A 17,018-nucleotide genomic window follows, 5' to 3' on the forward strand; every position below is an offset into this window, starting at 1 on the left:
GCGTCTACAGGGGCGCAGCACCTGTAGGGGCGACCCTCACTCATCCCCGTCCTTCACCACCCGATTGGCGATCCCGAACGGTACATGCACCATCGGCAGGTCCGCTGCGGCGGAGTCGAGGTGGCTGCGCTGGTCGTCGAAGAACATGTGCGGCTTGAGGATCGACAGCACCCGCCGCTTGTCCATGCCGCCGAGGAAGAACGATTCATCCGGCGACACGCCCCAGTCTTTCAGCGTAGTCACCAGGCGTTCGTGGGAGGGTGCGTTGCGCGCGGTGATGATGGCGATGCGCAGAATGCGCTGGTAGTCAGGGTTTTCGGCAAGCTTCTGGTCTTCCAGGCCGCGAATCAGCGAGAGCTTGCGGAACAGGTCGGCCAGTGGCCCGGGCTGGTGCGGGATGGCCTTGCGCGTCTGCTCGTGGTGTTGGAAGGCGACCAGGTCCAGCGCCTGCTTGTACACGGCCTCGGCCTCGTCGTCGGCTATCACCCCATCGAAGTCGAAGGCCACGCGCAGCTCGTTGTCCAGCGCGTCGTCGTAGATGCGCGAGGGCAGCACACGGCCGGCCGGGTAGCTGGCATCGATGGCGCGCTGCACATCGCTCTCGTTGGCGCTCAGAAACAGCGACGCATTGAACGCCGGGATGTACTCGTACGGCGAGCGTCCCGACATGAACGCTGCGCGGCTGATGTCCAGCCCATAGTGCTCGATGGAGCGAAACACCCGCAGGCCGGTTTCCGGCGAGTTGCGCGAGAGCAGCACCACCTCCACGGGCAACTGCTGGGGAAACGCCTGATTGATGCTGAGAAAACGGCGAATGAACGGGAACGCTACACCGGTGGCGAACGGCGTATCGATGTTCTGCTCGTGGTGCAGGCGATACGCCTCGACGCCTTCGGTGGCGTAGATGTGGTCTGATTCGGTGAGGTCGAACAGCGCGCTGGAGGCGACGCCGACCACCAGTTTTTCCTCGATGGGGTAGGGCATGCCAGGCTCCCGGGAGGCGAGCCGCTCAGGCGTGCTCGCGCAGTGGTCGATGCGACAGGGTCAACGGCTGGCCTGAGGCTTGCGGCCTTCGGCGAAGCCGAGCAGGCGTTCGCCTTCCAAGCGGTATTTGATCCACTCATCCTGCGGCTCGGCGCCCAGTGACTGATAGAAGCCGATGGCCGGGGCGTTCCAGTCCAGCACGCTCCACTCAAGGCGTCCGCAGTCGTTGGCCACAGCCTCTTGGGCGATGTGCCGCAGCAGTTCACGGCCAGCGCCGGCGCCACGTTGCTCGGGGGTGATGTACAGGTCTTCCAGGTAGATGCCGCGCCGACCCAGCCAGGTCGAGTAGCTGTAGAAGTACACGGCATAGCCGATCGCCACACCGTCGCGCTCGCAGATCAGGCTGCAGACGTTGCTGCCTTCATCGAACAGACTGCGCTCGATGTCGGCCACCGAGGCGATGACCTCGTGCCGCGCCCGCTCGTATTCGGCGAGTTCGATGATGAAAGCCAGAATCTGTGCAGCGTCACTGCGCTGCGCCGGGCGGATCGAGACGGACATGACAAGGCTTCCTCAGTGCGGGGGGGGGGGCCATTCTAGCGGCGCCAGGCCGTGCTGACGATGCTTTGGAGGCAAATAGCGGCGTTCTGCTGGCAGTACAGTCAGGTGTATTGGAAAAATATAAGGTAACTGTACATGTCTGAGAGGGGCGCCGCTCCGTTACCGTGCACTGACAACGACAACCCGTGCGGACCTCTCGCCATGCTTGGCTCCTATGATTTGCTCACTGCCTTCGTGCTCTATGCCTTCGTTTCCTCCATCACCCCCGGCCCGAACAACACCATGCTGCTGGCCTCTGGGGTCAATTTCGGCGCGTGGCGTACGCTGCCCCATGCGTTGGGGGTAAGCATTGGCTTCATGGTCATGGTGATTGCCGTGGGCCTTGGCCTGGGCGAAGTGTTCAAGCTCTGGCCGGTGCTCTACACCGTGCTGCGCTACGTCGGCGCCGCTTACCTGCTGTACCTGGCCTGGAAGATCGCCACGTCTGGGCCGATGTCCGAAGACGATGGCAGCACGCGCAAGCCGCTGAGCTTTCTCGGCGCCGCGGCATTTCAGTGGGTCAACCCAAAGGCCTGGGTGATGGCAGTGGGCGCTATCGCCACCTACGTGCCGGCGCAGGGTTATCTGCTCAACGTGCTGTTGATCGGGTTGATCTTCATGCTGGTCAACCTGCCCAGCGTTGGCGTCTGGGTGATGTGCGGCAGCGCCTTGCGCAACGTGCTGCGCAACCCGCGTTGGCTGGTGCTGTTCAATGTCCTGATGGCCGCCTTGCTGGTGATATCGCTGTACCCGCTGCTGTTCGTAGAATCAGGGTTTTCCTGAGCGCGAGCGCCATCTGCCATGCATCTGATCCCGTGGTCCCACCGCAGCTCCGAAGGCTTTACCTTGCGCGGCTGGCGCTCACCGGCCAGCGGCAAGCCGCTGTTGCATGTGCTGCATGGCAACGGCTTTTGCTGCCTGGTGTATCAGCCGCTGCTGCTGCAGTTGAGCGGGCATTTCGACCTGTGGCTGAGCGATGTCCAGGGCCACGGCGACAGCGACCATGGCGGCGCGTTTCGTGGCTGGGACCGCACCGCAGCGCTGGCGGTCGAGGCGTTCCAGGCCGGACGTGGCGAGTACGGCGACGTGCCACGCTATGCCATAGGCCACAGCTTTGGCGGTGTGTTGAGCGGTTTGATACTGGCCGCACATCCCCGGTTGTTCCAGCGCGCGGTGCTGCTCGATCCGGTGCTGTTCAGCCGCCGCATGATCGGTCTGATGAAAGTCGCCAGCCTGCTTGGTCTGGAACGTCGCCATGGCCTGGCGCGCAAGGCCGCCCAGCGCCGCAGCCACTGGCCTGACCGCGCGGCGGCGCTTGCCGGCCTGCGCGGGCGAGGCATCTTCAAGGGCTGGCAGGACGAGGCTTTGCAAGCCTATGTCGAGCATGCCCTGGGCGACGGTCCCGAAGGCGTGGTGCTCAAGTGCCGGCCCAGCCGCGAAGCGGATGTGTTTGCCAGCATGCCGCAGCGGCTCTGGCCTAGCTTGCAACGTATCGACAGCGCCACCCTGATCCTGCATGGCCAGGGGAGCTACCCCTTCGTCGGCCCGTCAGCTCAGCGCCTGGCGCGGATCAACCCGCAGGTGCAGCAGCGGCAGGTGCCAGGCGGACACTGTTTCATGCAGGAGCATGTCGAGGCCACCGCCGCACAGGTACGCGGCTTTCTATACGCGGGGCGATAGACGACGTCTGGGCGGGCTCAACGCACCCGTGCGTGGGGTAGTGGGGAAAAAGAACGGGGCTTGCGCCCCTGGTTCGAATCAGTCTGATCGATGCGCGCTCGAACGGCGGCTCCATCAGCCGTGGGCGTAGATCATATGTACGGGCCGACGGATCGGGCGATACACACGACGCGCGGGCTGTGATGGTTCGGCAGGGACTGCATGACGGCGCACGATGCGCATCACACCCCACAACATCGCCAGTGCTACCGCTACCCAGGCACTCATCAGGCTCAAAAGGGTCATCGCCAGGCTCATATAAAGCTCCTTTGCTTTGTGGTCCTCTCCTAATGACTGACTGGCGGGGGTATGAGGGATTCAAAAAAACTTGCCAAGTCGTTGTATCTACTGGATGAACGGGCGTACATCCAGCCAGGTATGGCGCTCCTTCACAGCAGGAACGGCTATTGGCCGCCCCCGCACGTGTGCAGCGCGCACGCTTGCCCTCACACATGCCCACTGCTGTTGACGATGCGCAGACACAGCGCCTCGAACGGATCGAGGTTGATCATCAGCCGGCCGTCTTCGGTGAGGTCGCCCTCGACCGTCTCGTTGATCATGTCCACCACCGTGCCGGGTGTGAAACCGCTCAGTTGCAGCTCTTCGGCGATCACGCTCTGGCCGAAGTTCAACGCGCTGATCTGAATGCCGCGCCCTGCAGGCAATTCGTGGACCATCACCAGCAGGCCAGGGCTCGCGACGTCTGGCACCAGCACCTGGCGGCTGGTGGCGATGCCGTAGGCCTGGCGTACCGCCAGCAGCTTCTTCACCTTGCTGGCGAACGAATCGGGATCGTCCAGCTGTTCATCCAGGCTGCCATACAGCGCGCGTGCACGGGGCATGCCGCGTACCGAGTGCTCGGCGTCATGGGCAAGGCCGGCCAGGTCGTACCCGCCACGGTGAATCCAGCGGGTGTCGCCATCGAGCATGCGCTCGGCCACGGCTTCAGCTGGCAAGGGCAGGGCGCCGACCATATCCCAGCCCGATAGCGCCACCACCCCTGGCTGCATGGCGTTGTACATCACCAGCAGCAGGTGCACCTTCTGGATCTGCTCGATGTCGGCGGCGCTGATCTGGTCCAGGTCGCGGATGCCCAGGGCTGCGGTGATCAGGCTGGCGGTGGTGCACGAGATGCCGTTGGTGACGAAACGCAGGTTGTAGGGCGCGTGTTCACCGGACAACCGTTCGTAGATCTCTTCACGGATGTGCTCGCGCAGGATGTTGCCCGGCAGGGTCTGGCCCTTGTAGTGGTACATGTCGTGGGCATGCAGGGTCCAGAAGTGCACCAGTTCCACGGTCAGCTCATCGTGGTTCTGCAAGGCGTGAATCAGGGAGGCGGGGTCGATGTCAAACGCCTGCATCTCCTTGAACATCAGCCGCAGGAACTCCGTATCGCCAGTCAGCAACGCATGCTGGTAAGCCGGACGGGTGATGAAGTCGTAGGACAGATCCGCGCCACCCTTGGACATCTGCGCAATGTCGTCGAGGGTCAGGTTCAGTTCCTGGAAGCTGAAGCCGCCGGCCTTGCGAATCATGCCGCCGATCAGCTGGTTGCCCACCAGCGACAGCGGATGGCTCTCCGACCAGGCGGTCCCTTCGGCGCGGATTTCCACGCCGAGAAAGCCGTTGGCGTCCAGGCGCAAGCCGCGGGCGCCGAGGCAATCGAGGGCGTGCAGGGCATCGCCAATGATCATCTGCTGGGCACTGAAACTGGGGTCGAGCCAGTTGAGCGAAGGCTGACCTTCCTTGAAGTAATGCAGGTAGACCCACCGCCGGACCACGCCGTCACTGCCCGTCACCGGTGCGGTGACGCTCCAGTCGGTTTCCTTGACCCCCGGCTCGAAGAAGATCACCCGTTGCAACTGGCCGACGATGTAATGCCGCGCCTTGAGCTCGTCGCACTGCGCCGGCAGCAGGTTGAGCGTATCGCGGCCGGGCGGTACATCGGGCAGCAGGTGCCAGTCCTCCTGGCGAATCTCGACCATGTGGTACAGGCCGGGGTAAGCGCCGTGGCCCATCTGTGCAAGGCGGAAGTCGGCGCCCTTGCCGGTGTGCGAGGGGATCAGGTCATCGATGGTCACGGCGTTGTGCGCGGCGGCCAGGCGGCTCATCTGCACCAGCTCCTGCTCGGTGCCATACAACGGGTCGATGTCGAAACTGATACGGTCGAAGTTGCCATCGACGCTGGGCGTGAAGCCGCGCCCCTGCACGCCGCCCGACTGCTTGATGGGACCTGTGTGAATCCCTTGCACGCCGATTTCCGACAGGCGCTTCCACAGCGCTTCATGGCCCAGTGCTGCGAGCACCGAGCAACCCTCGGGGGCGATGATCGCATCGGGATAGACGGTCAGCCATACCGAGGCAATCTGCGTAGCGCGCCGCGGCTGGGCTTCGGCGTAGGGGTTGAGCCACAGCCGCGACTGCCCGGAATACTGGCGGGCGCGGTCCTGCGAGACCTTGAGCATCGATTGCTGTTCGAGCCAGTTCACGTACGACGGATCAGGGTGCGACATCGGGCGTCCTCTTCTGCGCGGGTTCCGGGTGTCCCTGTATGACGACGCTGCGACGTGGTCGTTCGTCCGGCTTGGCAGATGAAGGCGACGGGCGTGCCACGCTGCTGGAGTGGCACGCCGCGCAGATGCGTGTTGCGCAGACCCTCCGAAGTTGGCACGCTTGCTGCGCCGTTTCACCTCTCCACCTGAAGGAAGCTTGCGCTTGAACTGGGAAAAAGTCGGTAAGACCCTCGCCGGCGTGCTGCTCGCGCTGCTGTGCATCGCCGCCTTGTTCCTGCTGTTCAGGGACAATGCCCGGCTCGAGGCTGACCTGACCTACCAGACGCTCACCTATCCCAGCCAATTCAGCGAACGTATCACCCAGACCAACGATGCGCTCAAGTACGAGCAACTTTACGACCGTGCCCGCAGTATCAGTGACAACACGCTGAGCCACGAGCAACTCGACAAGCTGGTCGACCTGGCCCAGGCCCCGTACCGAAGGCTGTTCGCCAAACCCTTCGAGGCAGGCCTGGTCGATCACCGTACTGGCCTGTTCATCACCTTGCACAATGCCGGCGACACGCCCATCAAGGACGTGCGCATCCGCCTGCCCGCCAAGGGCCTGGTGCAGGTCCGCGATGAAGCCGGCAACGACACCCTCCTCGAAGCCGCGACCAGCAGCGTCGACATTCCGCTGATCGGGCCGCAGGCCCAGACCCGGGTATGGATCTATTTCGACGGCGACTATGGGCAGATCACCCAGGCCGGCGCACGCATCAGCCATGCCGACGGTGACACCGAAGTGCGCGTGCATGAAGCCTTCGCCGGCCTGCAGGCGAGCGTTGCCCGCTATGCGGTGGAACTGATCGTGGCCCTCGGCTGGCTGCTGCTGACCCTGTTCGGTCTGGGCTACATCTGCCTGCTGCAACACCGGGCACTCGCGGCGAAGAACAAGAGCGGGCGGGACTGAGAACGCACCCTGGTGCCCGACGCCCACACGGCATCTGCAAAAAATGCAGCTTGCGTGTCCCCTTTTTTCAAGTCGGCTGTCATGTAGGGCAATTGAGCCCCACACGAGAGCCCTACCATGTCCTTATTGCCGCGCCAGCACCCGCGCCTGGCGTCTTCGATTTCCATGCCCACCTTGTGTCTGGTCCTGGGCCTGAGCGCCGTGCCCGAGCTGGCGCTGGCCGAGACGCAGCCGCGCCACTTCCAGATTCCTGCCGGCACCCTGAGCAGCGCGCTGACCCGTTTTGCCGGACAGGCCGGGGTCAGCCTGTCGGTCGACCCTGCTCTGGTGGCTGGCAAGCAGAGCCCGGTGCTGTCCGGGCAGTACAGCGTGCAGGAAGGCTTTGCGCGTTTGCTGCAAGGCACTGGCCTGCAACTGCAGGCGGTTGGCACCGACAGCTACACCCTGGTGCCGATCGCCAGCGAAGGCGCCGCCCTGGAAATCGCGCCGACCACCATCCAGAGCCTGCAAGCCGGCGCGGCGCTGGAGGGCGAGCGCTATGCCGGCGGCCAGGTGGTGCGGCGCGGTTCCCAGGGGCTGCTGGGCTCGCGGGACTTCATGGACACGCCGTTCAGCATGACCACCTACAGCAGCGAGTCGATCAAGGCCCAGCAGGCGCGCACCCTGAGCGACATGGTCGCCAGTGACCCTTCGGTGCGCACCACCAACCCGGCCGGTGGACGTTTCGAGCAGTTCACCGTACGCGGTTTCAGCCTGTTCAACAGCGATGTCTCCTATGGCGGTCTGTACGGCGTGCTGCCGACCTACAGCATCGACATGGAAATGGCCGACCGGGTCGACATCATCAAAGGTCCGAGTCAGCTGATCAACGGCATCTCGCCGCGCGGCAGCGTCGGCGGCGGCATCAACATCGTGCCCAAGCACGCAGGCGACGCACCGCTCAGCGAATTCACCGCCAGCTACGCCTCTGACAGTCAACTGGGCGGCGCGGTGGACGTCAGCCGCCGCTTTGGCGACCAAGACCAGTTCGGCGTGCGCTTCAACGGCGTCAAACAGGCCGGCGATACCCCGTGGGACAAGCAGAGCGTCGATCGCCAGATGGCCGTGGTCGGCCTGGATTTTCGCGGTGAGCGGCTGCGCCTGTCGACCGACTTCGGTCACACCGAGCGCTATACCGATGCGCCGCAGGAACGGGTGCTGGTCGGCGCCCTGGCCAAGGTGCCGGACGCCGACAAGGTGCGCCACAACTATGCGCAGAAGTGGAGCAAGGCGCGCACCCATGACACCTTTGGCATGATCAACGGTGAGTTCGATGTCAACGACTCGCTGATGGTCTACGGCGCCGTGGGCGCACGCGAAAGCAACCACGACTTCCTGCGCCACAATGTGCCGATCAGCAACGATGCCGGCGACTTCGTCGTCGCCCCCCGCGGCTTCACCCGCGACGAGAGCGTGCGCACCGCCATAGCGGGTCTGCGCAACTGGTTCGATACCGGCTCGGTCAGCCATGAGGTGAACCTCTCGGCCAGCTACTTCTACATGGACTTCGAGAACGGCGACACCCGCTACGCCACCGGCAACAGCAACCTGTACGACCCGGTGGCAACGCCCAAACCCGGGTTGCCGACCCGGCCATCGTCGTCCACCTACACGGAAAACCGCTTCACCGGCGTGGCACTGTCCGACACCCTGGGCTTTCTCGATGACCGCCTGCTGCTGACCCTCGGCGCGCGCTGGCAGCGGGTGCAGGTGGATGACTGGGAAGACGGCGTCAAGGGCGAGACCGCCTACGACGAAGAAAAGCTCTCGCCGTCCGGCGGCATTCTGTTCAAGGCCACCGATCAATTGTCGTTGTACGCCAACTACATGGAAGGCCTGAGCCAGGGCAAGATCGCACCCGGCACAGCGAGCAACGAAGACGAAATCTTCCCGCCGTTCATCAGCCGTCAGCTGGAGGTGGGCGCCAAGTACGATTTTGGCCGCTACGCGCTGACCGCCAGCGCCTTTCGCATCAAGCAGCCGGCCTACGAGACCAACGCCGTCACGCGGGTGTTCGGCCCCAATGGCAAGCGCGAGAACACCGGTCTTGAGTTGAGCCTGTTCGGCGAACCGGTCAAGGGCGTGCGCCTGCTCGGTGGGGTGATGTACATCCACAGCGAGCTCAAGGACACCCTCGACAGCCGCTTCGACGGCAACCGCGCCCCGGCCACCCCGAGCTACAACGTCAACCTCGGTGCCGAATGGGACGTGCCCACGGTCGAGGGTCTGACCCTGACCGCGCGGGGTATTCATTCCAGCTCGCAGTACCTCGACCAGGCCAACAGCAAGAAGATCGACGGCTGGGAGCGCTACGACCTTGGTGCGCGCTATGCCTTCAAGGTCGAAGGTCGCGACGTGACCCTGCGCGCCAGCGTCGAGAACGTGCTCAACGACCGTTACTGGGCCTCGGCCGGTGCCTCCGACGACAGCGAAGCCGGCCTGACCCTGTCGGCACCACGCACCTGGTTGCTGTCGACCACCGTGGCGTTCTAAGCCTCGTATCGAGCCTCAGACTGGACTGCCCCACGGAAATCAGTGGAGGCAGTCCAAGGCGAACTGTCTGTAATAATCTTCGGCAAAATCCTGCCGATAACCTAGAATGCGCCGCACTCGCGATGGCGCATTGCGATTATCTGTTTGAATCTGCACAAACTATTCGAACCTGCCAGTGTCATTCACTGCAGACAGAACGTTTTCGGGTTTCTTCCATTCTGGAGCACAGGGTTTATGGCGACATTGCAGGGCAGTACGTTGGAAGCGATCAAGAACAACCAAGACCAGCTACTGGATGAATGGATCGCCAGCCTCGAAAGCAACGGCGCCACCCGCAACCTCAAGGAGCAGGATCTGCGTCAGCAGACCCGCGGTTTCCTTCAACTGCTCGCCGACGGCATGCAGTCTGCCGATGGGCAGGTCAGCAACGCCGAAGAGGTGCGTCGCTTCCTGGAAAAACTCTCGGCCTCGCGTGCGCAACTGGGCCATGATTCCCACCAGACGGCGTTCTTCATCTTCGCCCTCAAAGGTCCGCTGTTCAGCCTGTTGCAACGCCTCTACGCCGATCAGCCTGCGCTGCTCGCCGAACAGCTGCTGGTGATCTCCGAGCTGCTCGACAGCCTCGGCATGCATACCGTGCGCGCGTACCAGATCACCCGCGAAGCGGTGATCCGCCGTCAGCAGGAAGAACTGCTGGAGCTGTCCACCCCGGTGGTCAAGCTGTGGGATGGGGTACTGGCCCTGCCGCTGATCGGCACCCTCGATTCGCAGCGCAGCCAGACCGTCATGGAGTCGCTGTTGCAACGCATCGTCGACACTGGCTCTGAAATCGCCATCATCGACATCACGGGTGTGCCAACCGTCGACACCCTGGTCGCCCAGCACCTGCTCAAGACCGTCACCGCCATTCGCCTGATGGGCGCTGATTGCATCATCAGCGGCGTGCGTCCGCAGATCGCGCAGACCATCGTCCACCTCGGTCTGGACCTGAGCAGCATCACCACCAAGGCCAACCTGGCCGATGCCCTGAAGCTGGCGATCAAACGCCTGGATGTCGGCGACGCCGCGCGGGGTTGAGCCATGGAACGGATTCCGATTCTGCAGATGGGCGAGTTCCTGCTGGTGACCATTCAGGTCGACATGCATGACCAACTGGCCCTGAACCTGCAGGAAGACCTCACCGATCGCATCAGCCGCACTTCGGCGCGCGGCGTGCTGATCGATATTTCCGCGCTGGACATGGTCGATTCGTTCATCGGCCGCATGATCGCCAGCATTTCCGGGCTGTCGCGCATCATGGACGCCGAAACCATGGTGGTCGGCATGCAGCCGGCGGTGGCCATTACCCTGGTCGAGCTGGGCCTGACCTTGCCGGGCGTCAGCACCGCGCTCACGGTCGAGCGCGGCATGCAGGTGCTGCGCAAACGGGTGGCTGGTCGATGAACGTCAACGTCAACCAGAGCGGCAGCCTGCCGGTGCGTGTCGAACAGGACGTGGTGCTGGCCCGGCAACAGGCGCGCAAGATCGCCAGTGAGCAGGGCATGCGCCTGGTCGACCTGACCAAGCTGGTCACCGCAGTCAGCGAGCTGGCCCGCAACACCGTGGTCTACGGCGGTGGTGGCGATATGGACTGGCAGGTCATCGAGCAGACCGGGCGTGCCGGCGTACGCATTCTGTTTCGCGACGAAGGGCCAGGCATCGCCGATACCCGCCTGGCCCTGACCGACGGCTGGACGTCGGGCTCTGGCCTGGGACTGGGCCTGACCGGCGCACGGCGTCTGGTCGATGAATTCGACCTGGACACGGCGCCTGGCCAGGGCACGCGGATCACCATCACGCGATGGTTATGACCCTGACCGCCAGTCTGACCCAGGTGCTGGCCCTCGACGATTCCAGCCAGGTCGGCCATGCGCGGCGGGTCGCCCAGCGCCTGGCCGAGCGGCTGGGTTTCGATGAGGCCGATGCCGGACGGGTGGCGCTGGTCGCCACCGAGCTTGCCAGCAACGTGCTCAAGCACGCCCAGCGCGGCGCGCTGCACCTGCGTGCGCTGAGCCGCGCCGATGGCGTGGCGGGGGTGGAGCTACTGAGCGTCGATGGCGCTGCCGGTTTCGATCGCTCGCAATGCATGACCGATGGCTTTTCCACCGGCGGCACTCAGGGCATTGGTCTGGGCAGCGTGTCGCGTTCAGCCCAAGTATTCGACCTTTACAGCGACGACCACGGCTCGGTAGTGCTGGCCCGGCTGTACCCGGCTGGGCAGGGCAGCGACGATGTGCGAATCGGCGTCAGCCAGCACTCGCTGCACGACGATCCGGCCTGCGGCGATACCTGGCAAGTCGCATTCCACGGTCCACTGCTCAGTGCCCTGGTGATCGATGGCCTGGGCCATGGCGCAGAGGCCGAACAGGCCGCGCTGGCCGGCGCACGGAGCTTTGCCGAGGCGCCGTTCGACCCGCCGCAGACCGTGCTCGAGCGGCTGCACGTGGACATGAACGGTACCCGCGGCGGCGCGGTGGCCATCGCGCAGTTCGATGCCACACAGGGCACACTGCACTACGTCGGCGTTGGCAACATCGGCGCTACCCTGGCCGACGCCCAACACAGCCACGGCCTGGCCTCGCTGCCGGGCATCGTCGGCGGGCAATACCGCAAGAGCCAGGTGTTCGACTACGCTCACCTCAACCACCATTTGCTGATCATGTACAGCGACGGCCTGCAGTCGCGCTGGAACCTGCACACCTACCCCGGTCTGGTCCATCGCCATCCCGCCGTCATCGCCGCTGTGCTGCACCGCGATTTCTGCCGTGGCCGTGATGACGTGACGGTGCTGGTCATCGACCTGGAGTTCAGCCATGCCTGACCCGCTTTCCCTCGACGGCGCCGCCCAGGCGGCGCTGATCACCCGCCTGCAGGCCGAGACCCAGGCCCTGCGCGCCGAGCTGGATGAAACCAACCAGGGCGTGTTGGCGTTGTACGCCGAACTGGACAATCAGGCCGAACAGTTGCGTCAGGCGTCCGACCTGAAAAGCCGGTTCCTGTCATACATGAGCCATGAATTTCGCACCCCCCTGGGCTCGATCCTGAGCATCACTCGTCTGCTCGCCGACGAACTGGACGGGCCGCTGTCGGATGAGCAACACAAGCAGGTGGCATTCGTCAGCACGGCTACCCGAGAGTTGTCGGACATGGTCGACGACCTGCTCGACCTTGCCAAGATCGAGGCCGGACGCATCAGCATTTCGCCAGCCTGGTTCGACATGCTGGATTTGTTCGCTGCCTTGCGCGGCATGTTCCGGCCCATCGTCAACGCCACTGCCGTCGACCTGATCTTCGAAGAACCACAAGGCCTGCCGCAGCTCTACAGCGATGACAAGAAGCTGTCGCAGATCCTGCGCAACTTCATCGCCAATGCGCTGAAGTTCACCGTGCGCGGGGAAGTGCGGGTGTCGGCCCAGCGCGTGGGTGACGACCGGGTGCGCTTCACCGTGAGCGACACTGGCATCGGTATCGCCCCTGATTTGCTGGCCTCGCTGTTCGAGGACTTCAGCCAGGTCGAGTCGCCGTTGCAGAAACGCCTGCGCGGCACTGGCCTTGGGCTTTCACTGTGCAAGCGCTTCGCCGAGCTGCTGGGCGGGGAAGTGGGGGTGCACAGTGAGCCGAACGTGGGTTCGTCGTTCTACGTGACCATTCCTCTGGCCCTGGAGCAGGAGGGCGCCGATGGGCAATGACGTGCGCCTGCTGATCGTCGACGACAACATCGTCACCCGCTACGCCCTGCGCCGGCGTCTGGCCATGCACGGGTTCGAGGTGCTCGAAGCCGGCACAGGCACCGAAGGTCTGGCGGTGCTGGCGGAAACGGCGGTGGATGCGCTGATTCTCGACGTCAACCTGCCCGACATGAGCGGCTTCGACGTGGTGCGCATTCTGCGTCAGGCGCCGGAGACGGCGCTGTTGCCAATCATTCATGTCTCTGCGGCATCGATCCAGACGGGCGACATCATCACCGGCCTGGACAATGGCGCTGATGCCTACCTGATTCACCCCGTTGACCCTGACGTACTGCTGGCCACCTTGCGCACCCTGCTGCGGGTGCGTGACAGTGAGCGTGCGCTGCGCGAAAGCGAGGCGAGCTTCCGGGAAATTTTCAACAACGTGTCTGCCCCCATCGCCTTGCTCGACGCCCAGCTCAAGGTGCATGAGTGCAACCACGCCTTCGCCACGCTGGTGCAGGACAATTGCAACGCCGAACGTCTCGATGAGTGCTTCGGCACCGGCCAGGAAGCGATGTTGCAAGAGCTGCGGGTGCATCTTGCCGCCGGCGCGCGTTGGCGCGGTACGGTAGCGATGGCCCAGCATGGTCAGCCGCGGGAAACCGAATGGCAGCTGTCGCCGTATCGCGTGCCGGGGTTGTCGCTGGTGTTCGTCGAGGACATTACCGAGCACCGCCACCGCGAACGTTCGCACCTGGCGCAGCTGGACGATGCCAACAGTCAGTTGGCCCGGGAAGTCGCCGAGCGCGTGCGCACCGAAGCGCAGTTGCTGCAGTTGCAGAAGATGGACGGCCTCGGCCGCCTCACCGGGGGTATCGCCCATGACTTCAACAACTTGCTGACCGGCATCATCACCAGCCTGGAGCTGATCCGCAAACGGGTCGGTGAAGGGCGCCTGGAGAAGATTCCGGCCTACACCGATGCTGCGCTCAATTCCGCCATGAGCGCCGCCTCGCTGACCCACCGTCTGCTGGCGTTCGCCCGCCAGCAACCGCTCGACACCCGGCCGGTGGACGTCAATCGTCACGTGCTGTCGTTGCAAGACCTGCTGGCCCGCACTATCGGCGAGCGCATCCGTCTGGAGCTGTCGCTGTCGAGCCGTCCGGCCATCGCCCTGGTCGATCCGGTGCAACTGGAAAGCGCCGTGCTCAACCTGGTGATCAACGCACGGGATGCGCTGCCCAAGGGTGGCACCATCTGGGTCAACACCTCGGCGGCCTGGGCCTCGGGTGATCCGCATCTCAAGGACGGCCCGTACGTCTCGGTGAGCGTTCGCGACGACGGCATGGGCATCGATCCGGCAGTGCAGGACAAAGTCTTCGACCCGTTCTTCACCACCAAGCCGCTGGGCCAGGGCACGGGGCTGGGGCTGTCGACCATTTATGGTTTTGCCCGGCAATCGGGCGGTCATGTGGCGCTGCGCAGTCTGGTGGGGCGCGGAACCGAAGTCACCCTGATGCTGCCGGCCAGCGGCGAGGCTGCCGACAGCGGCACGCCGCTGGGACGTATCGAGCAGCCTGGCCACGGTGAGCACGTGCTGATCGTCGAGGACATGCCCTCTGTGCGCTCATCGGTGGCCGAGGTGCTGCTCGATGCCGGTTATCAGTGCAGTCAGGCCGAGACCATCGAACAGGCCCTCGACCAACTGCGGGAAAATCCAGGCATCGCGCTACTGCTGACCGACGTAGGCCTGCCGGCCATGAGCGGCCGTGAGCTGGCCGATATGGCGCGTACCTACCGTCCCGGATTGCCCGTGCTACTGATGACCGGCTACGCGGAAACGGCCCTGGACCGCCAGGCCTTTCTCGGTGAGGACATGGACCTGCTGATCAAACCTTTCCATATCGCCGACCTGCTGGACAAGGTCAGTCAGGCCCTGAACCGTCACGCCTGAGCGGCCGGGCTCAGCGGCCTTGCGCAACGCAGCACCAGACGCGCACCGCCAAGCGGGCTGGCATCGATCAACAGGCGGTAGCCATGCAGGTCGACGATGGCCGAGACGATCGACAGGCCCAGACCGAAGCCGGCATGGCGATGGCCTTCCTCGCTGCGGTAGAAGCGCTTGAGCACCGCTTCGCGTTCCTCTGCCGGAATGCCCGGACCGCTGTCGTCAACCGCGACGCTGACCGCCTGTTCATCGACACTGGCGACGATGCGCACCTGGCCGCCTTCAGGGGTGAACTTGATGGCGTTGCCGACCAGGTTGGCCAGCGCTTCGAACAGCAGTTCACGGTCGCCGTTGAGTGCCGGCAGGCGTGACGGCAGTTCGAGGCTCAGGCTGATACCGCCATCTTCGGCCAGTGGCAGGTAGAAATCGTGCAACTCCAGCAGCAGGCCATGGGGGTCGAGCTCGACGAACCCTGCGCGGCGGCGGCGGTCCTCCAGCTCGCTGATGCGCAGCAGGCCACGGAAACGCGCCATCAAGGTGTCGGTGTCCCCGATGGCCTGGTCCAGCGGCTCGGCCAGCGGATCGTCGTCGCCACTCTGCTGGCGGATGCGGTAGAGCTGGGCGCGCAGGCGCGTCAGGGGCGTGCGCAGGTCGTGGGCGATGTTGTCGCACACACCTTTTACCTCATGCATCAGCCGCTCGATGCGGTCGAGCATGGCGTTAACGATGGCTGCCAGCATGTCCAGCTCGTCGCGCCGCGCCGACAGTGGCAGGCGGTGGGTGAGGTCGCCGGCGACGATCAATTCGGCGCTGGCTTGCACCGCGCGAATGCGCTTGAGCGGGCGGCGGCGCAGCAGGTACCAGCCGGCAAAACCGGGGATGAGGGTCAGGGAAATGCCCCACAGCAAGGCGTCGAGAATGATCCGCGTGACCACGAACAGCGAGCCGTTGTCGCGGATCAGCACCAGCCAGCGGCCGTCGGCGATGTGGATCGCCACCGCGTCACAACTGTCTTGCGGCAGGTGTGGGGTATCGACCAGGCACTGGTTGAGTTCGTGGATGCGACCATCCAGCTGCAGGCCGGCCGGGAAGGCACCGATGCGCCCGCCCAGCGGTTGCAGCTTCGCGTCGAACAGCCCGTAGGCATCGAACGAGCGTTGCTCGAACGCCTCGCTGGCCAGCAGCGCGTCGTCCAGTTGCTTGCCGCTCATGTGGGCGAACAGGTGCTGGCGTTGCAGCATGGAATGGCGGGTCAGCTTGTTCAGGTAGCTGTACACCTCGAAGTACAACACCCCCATCAGGATGCTGCTCCAGGCCACGAAGAGAAAGCTGTACAGCGCCAGCAGCCGGCTAGTCGACGAACTCCAGCCCTTAGACGGGTTCGGCAATGGCATAGCCCGAGCCCCGTACCGTGCGAATCAGCGGGGTCTGGCCAGGCGAGTCGATCTTCTTGCGCAGGCGGCCGATGTGCACATCGATCAAGTTGGTGCCTGGGTCGAAGTGATAACCCCAGACTTCCTCGAAAATCATCATGCGGGTAATCACCTGGCCAGCGTGGCGCATCAGGTATTCGAGCAGTTTGTACTCGGTGGGCAGCAGGTTCAGCGCCTGCTCGCCACGCCGCGCTTCATGGCTGATCAGGTCAAGCTCCAGGTCGCAGACCTGCAGGCGGGTCTGCGTCACCGGGACGCTGTTACGGCGCAGCAGTACCTCGACGCGGGCGGCCATTTCATCCGAGGCGAACGGCTTGGTCAGGTAGTCGTCACCGCCAGCGCGCAGGCCGCGGACACGCTCGTCGACATCCGACAGCGCGCTGATCATCAGAATCGGGGTGGTGATCTTCAGGCTGCGCAGGGTGGTGACGATGGTCAGGCCATCGACCTCGGGCAGCATGCGGTCGAGGGTGATCAGGTCGTAACCGCCGCCGATGGCCTTGGACAGCCCCTCGCGGCCGTTGTCGGCCCAGTCGACTTCCAGGCCGTGGCTGGACAATTCAGCGACGATTTCCTGGGCGGTGACGGCGTCGTCTTCGATGGTCAGTACGCGGGGCATGCTTATAC

The 17,018-nt window shown here is 64.3% G+C and carries 16 protein-coding genes; 10 read left to right on the top strand and 6 right to left on the bottom strand.

The features are described 5' to 3' along the window. Positions 1 to 36: 36 nt before the first annotated feature. Both LK03_RS16220 and LK03_RS16225 read right to left on the bottom strand, forming a co-directional pair. A complete protein-coding gene (locus LK03_RS16220) occupies positions 37 to 984 on the bottom strand; it encodes a 5'-nucleotidase (protein ID WP_038413407.1) in 948 nt (315 codons plus the stop codon). 60 nt (positions 985 to 1,044) lie between these two features. Next, positions 1,045 to 1,545, bottom strand: coding sequence for a GNAT family N-acetyltransferase (locus LK03_RS16225; protein WP_038413409.1), 501 nt, complete (start codon positions 1,543 to 1,545; stop codon positions 1,045 to 1,047). A 201-nt stretch (positions 1,546 to 1,746) separates the two neighbouring features. Here LK03_RS16225 and LK03_RS16230 point away from each other — a divergent pair, with 201 nt between their 5' ends. Further along, a complete protein-coding gene (locus tag LK03_RS16230; RefSeq protein ID WP_038413410.1) occupies positions 1,747 to 2,367 on the top strand; it encodes a LysE family translocator in 621 nt (206 codons plus the stop codon). Between the two features lie 18 nt (positions 2,368 to 2,385). After that, the gene (locus tag LK03_RS16235; protein ID WP_038413411.1) at positions 2,386 to 3,264 is read left to right on the top strand and encodes an alpha/beta fold hydrolase; all 879 of its coding nucleotides are present in this window, start codon (positions 2,386 to 2,388) and stop codon (positions 3,262 to 3,264) included. Between the two features lie 114 nt (positions 3,265 to 3,378). Here the strand turns inward: LK03_RS16235 and LK03_RS16240 are convergent, their stop codons facing one another. Both LK03_RS16240 and treS read right to left on the bottom strand, forming a co-directional pair. After that, positions 3,379 to 3,561 carry a hypothetical protein gene (locus LK03_RS16240; RefSeq protein WP_038413412.1) on the bottom strand — a complete coding sequence of 61 codons (183 nt, stop codon included), beginning with the start codon at positions 3,559 to 3,561 and terminating at the stop codon, positions 3,379 to 3,381. A gap of 188 nt (positions 3,562 to 3,749) precedes the next feature. Continuing rightward, on the bottom strand, positions 3,750 to 5,816 hold the full coding sequence (gene treS / locus LK03_RS16245) for a maltose alpha-D-glucosyltransferase (protein ID WP_038413413.1): 2,067 nt from the start codon (positions 5,814 to 5,816) through the stop codon (positions 3,750 to 3,752). Between the two features lie 202 nt (positions 5,817 to 6,018). Between treS and LK03_RS16250 the strand changes: the two genes are divergently transcribed. The 8 genes from LK03_RS16250 (at position 6,019) to LK03_RS16285 (ending at position 14,964) form a co-directional block, all read left to right on the top strand. Next, complete coding sequence (locus LK03_RS16250; RefSeq protein ID WP_038413414.1) at positions 6,019 to 6,768, top strand: hypothetical protein; 750 nt, start codon at positions 6,019 to 6,021, stop codon at positions 6,766 to 6,768. Between the two features lie 117 nt (positions 6,769 to 6,885). Continuing rightward, complete coding sequence (locus LK03_RS16255; RefSeq protein ID WP_049870522.1) at positions 6,886 to 9,300, top strand: TonB-dependent receptor; 2,415 nt, start codon at positions 6,886 to 6,888, stop codon at positions 9,298 to 9,300. A gap of 234 nt (positions 9,301 to 9,534) precedes the next feature. Beyond that, positions 9,535 to 10,377 carry an STAS domain-containing protein gene (locus LK03_RS16260; protein ID WP_038413415.1) on the top strand — a complete coding sequence of 281 codons (843 nt, stop codon included), beginning with the start codon at positions 9,535 to 9,537 and terminating at the stop codon, positions 10,375 to 10,377. A gap of 3 nt (positions 10,378 to 10,380) precedes the next feature. After that, entirely contained in the window at positions 10,381 to 10,743 is a 363-nt protein-coding gene (locus tag LK03_RS16265; protein WP_038413417.1) for an STAS domain-containing protein, read from the top strand. After that, positions 10,740 to 11,150 carry an anti-sigma regulatory factor gene (locus LK03_RS16270; protein ID WP_038413418.1) on the top strand — a complete coding sequence of 137 codons (411 nt, stop codon included), beginning with the start codon at positions 10,740 to 10,742 and terminating at the stop codon, positions 11,148 to 11,150. The genes LK03_RS16265 and LK03_RS16270 overlap by 4 nt, the downstream gene beginning before the upstream one ends. Continuing rightward, positions 11,147 to 12,160, top strand: a complete 1,014-nt coding sequence (locus tag LK03_RS16275) for an ATP-binding protein (protein WP_038413419.1) — start codon at positions 11,147 to 11,149, stop codon at positions 12,158 to 12,160. Before LK03_RS16270 ends, LK03_RS16275 begins: the two co-directional genes overlap by 4 nt. Then, complete coding sequence (locus LK03_RS16280; protein WP_038413421.1) at positions 12,153 to 13,028, top strand: sensor histidine kinase; 876 nt, start codon at positions 12,153 to 12,155, stop codon at positions 13,026 to 13,028. The genes LK03_RS16275 and LK03_RS16280 overlap by 8 nt, the downstream gene beginning before the upstream one ends. Next, positions 13,018 to 14,964: a response regulator gene (locus LK03_RS16285; protein ID WP_038413422.1), complete on the top strand. Its 1,947-nt coding sequence runs from the start codon at positions 13,018 to 13,020 to the stop codon at positions 14,962 to 14,964. Before LK03_RS16280 ends, LK03_RS16285 begins: the two co-directional genes overlap by 11 nt. On the opposite strand, the gene LK03_RS16290 is transcribed toward LK03_RS16285, so the two are convergent. Further along, positions 14,955 to 16,352 carry a sensor histidine kinase gene (locus LK03_RS16290; protein ID WP_038413423.1) on the bottom strand — a complete coding sequence of 466 codons (1,398 nt, stop codon included), beginning with the start codon at positions 16,350 to 16,352 and terminating at the stop codon, positions 14,955 to 14,957. The genes LK03_RS16285 and LK03_RS16290 overlap by 10 nt on opposite strands. Then, the gene (locus tag LK03_RS16295) at positions 16,330 to 17,010 is read right to left on the bottom strand and encodes a response regulator transcription factor (protein WP_028693980.1); all 681 of its coding nucleotides are present in this window, start codon (positions 17,008 to 17,010) and stop codon (positions 16,330 to 16,332) included. Before LK03_RS16295 ends, LK03_RS16290 begins: the two co-directional genes overlap by 23 nt. Positions 17,011 to 17,018 lie beyond the last annotated feature (8 nt).

Origin of the sequence: Pseudomonas cremoricolorata (assembly GCF_000759535.1) — a bacterium.
GTDB lineage: Bacteria > Pseudomonadota > Gammaproteobacteria > Pseudomonadales > Pseudomonadaceae > Aquipseudomonas > Aquipseudomonas cremoricolorata_A.

What these genes read in the sequence shown, in the direction of transcription:
- LK03_RS16270 (WP_038413418.1), top strand. Translation starts at nt 10,740, where the DNA reads ATGAACGTCAACGTCAACCAGAGCGGCAGCCTGCCGGTGCGTGTCGAA.
- LK03_RS16265 (WP_038413417.1), top strand. Translation starts at nt 10,381, where the DNA reads ATGGAACGGATTCCGATTCTGCAGATGGGCGAGTTCCTGCTGGTGACC.
- treS (WP_038413413.1), bottom strand. Translation starts at nt 5,816, where the DNA reads ATGTCGCACCCTGATCCGTCGTACGTGAACTGGCTCGAACAGCAATCG.
- LK03_RS16280 (WP_038413421.1), top strand. Translation starts at nt 12,153, where the DNA reads ATGCCTGACCCGCTTTCCCTCGACGGCGCCGCCCAGGCGGCGCTGATC.
- LK03_RS16275 (WP_038413419.1), top strand. Translation starts at nt 11,147, where the DNA reads ATGACCCTGACCGCCAGTCTGACCCAGGTGCTGGCCCTCGACGATTCC.
- LK03_RS16235 (WP_038413411.1), top strand. Translation starts at nt 2,386, where the DNA reads ATGCATCTGATCCCGTGGTCCCACCGCAGCTCCGAAGGCTTTACCTTG.
- LK03_RS16220 (WP_038413407.1), bottom strand. Translation starts at nt 984, where the DNA reads ATGCCCTACCCCATCGAGGAAAAACTGGTGGTCGGCGTCGCCTCCAGC.
- LK03_RS16230 (WP_038413410.1), top strand. Translation starts at nt 1,747, where the DNA reads ATGCTTGGCTCCTATGATTTGCTCACTGCCTTCGTGCTCTATGCCTTC.
- LK03_RS16240 (WP_038413412.1), bottom strand. Translation starts at nt 3,561, where the DNA reads ATGAGCCTGGCGATGACCCTTTTGAGCCTGATGAGTGCCTGGGTAGCG.
- LK03_RS16290 (WP_038413423.1), bottom strand. Translation starts at nt 16,352, where the DNA reads ATGCCATTGCCGAACCCGTCTAAGGGCTGGAGTTCGTCGACTAGCCGG.
- LK03_RS16285 (WP_038413422.1), top strand. Translation starts at nt 13,018, where the DNA reads ATGGGCAATGACGTGCGCCTGCTGATCGTCGACGACAACATCGTCACC.
- LK03_RS16295 (WP_028693980.1), bottom strand. Translation starts at nt 17,010, where the DNA reads ATGCCCCGCGTACTGACCATCGAAGACGACGCCGTCACCGCCCAGGAA.
- LK03_RS16260 (WP_038413415.1), top strand. Translation starts at nt 9,535, where the DNA reads ATGGCGACATTGCAGGGCAGTACGTTGGAAGCGATCAAGAACAACCAA.
- LK03_RS16225 (WP_038413409.1), bottom strand. Translation starts at nt 1,545, where the DNA reads ATGTCCGTCTCGATCCGCCCGGCGCAGCGCAGTGACGCTGCACAGATT.
- LK03_RS16255 (WP_049870522.1), top strand. Translation starts at nt 6,886, where the DNA reads ATGTCCTTATTGCCGCGCCAGCACCCGCGCCTGGCGTCTTCGATTTCC.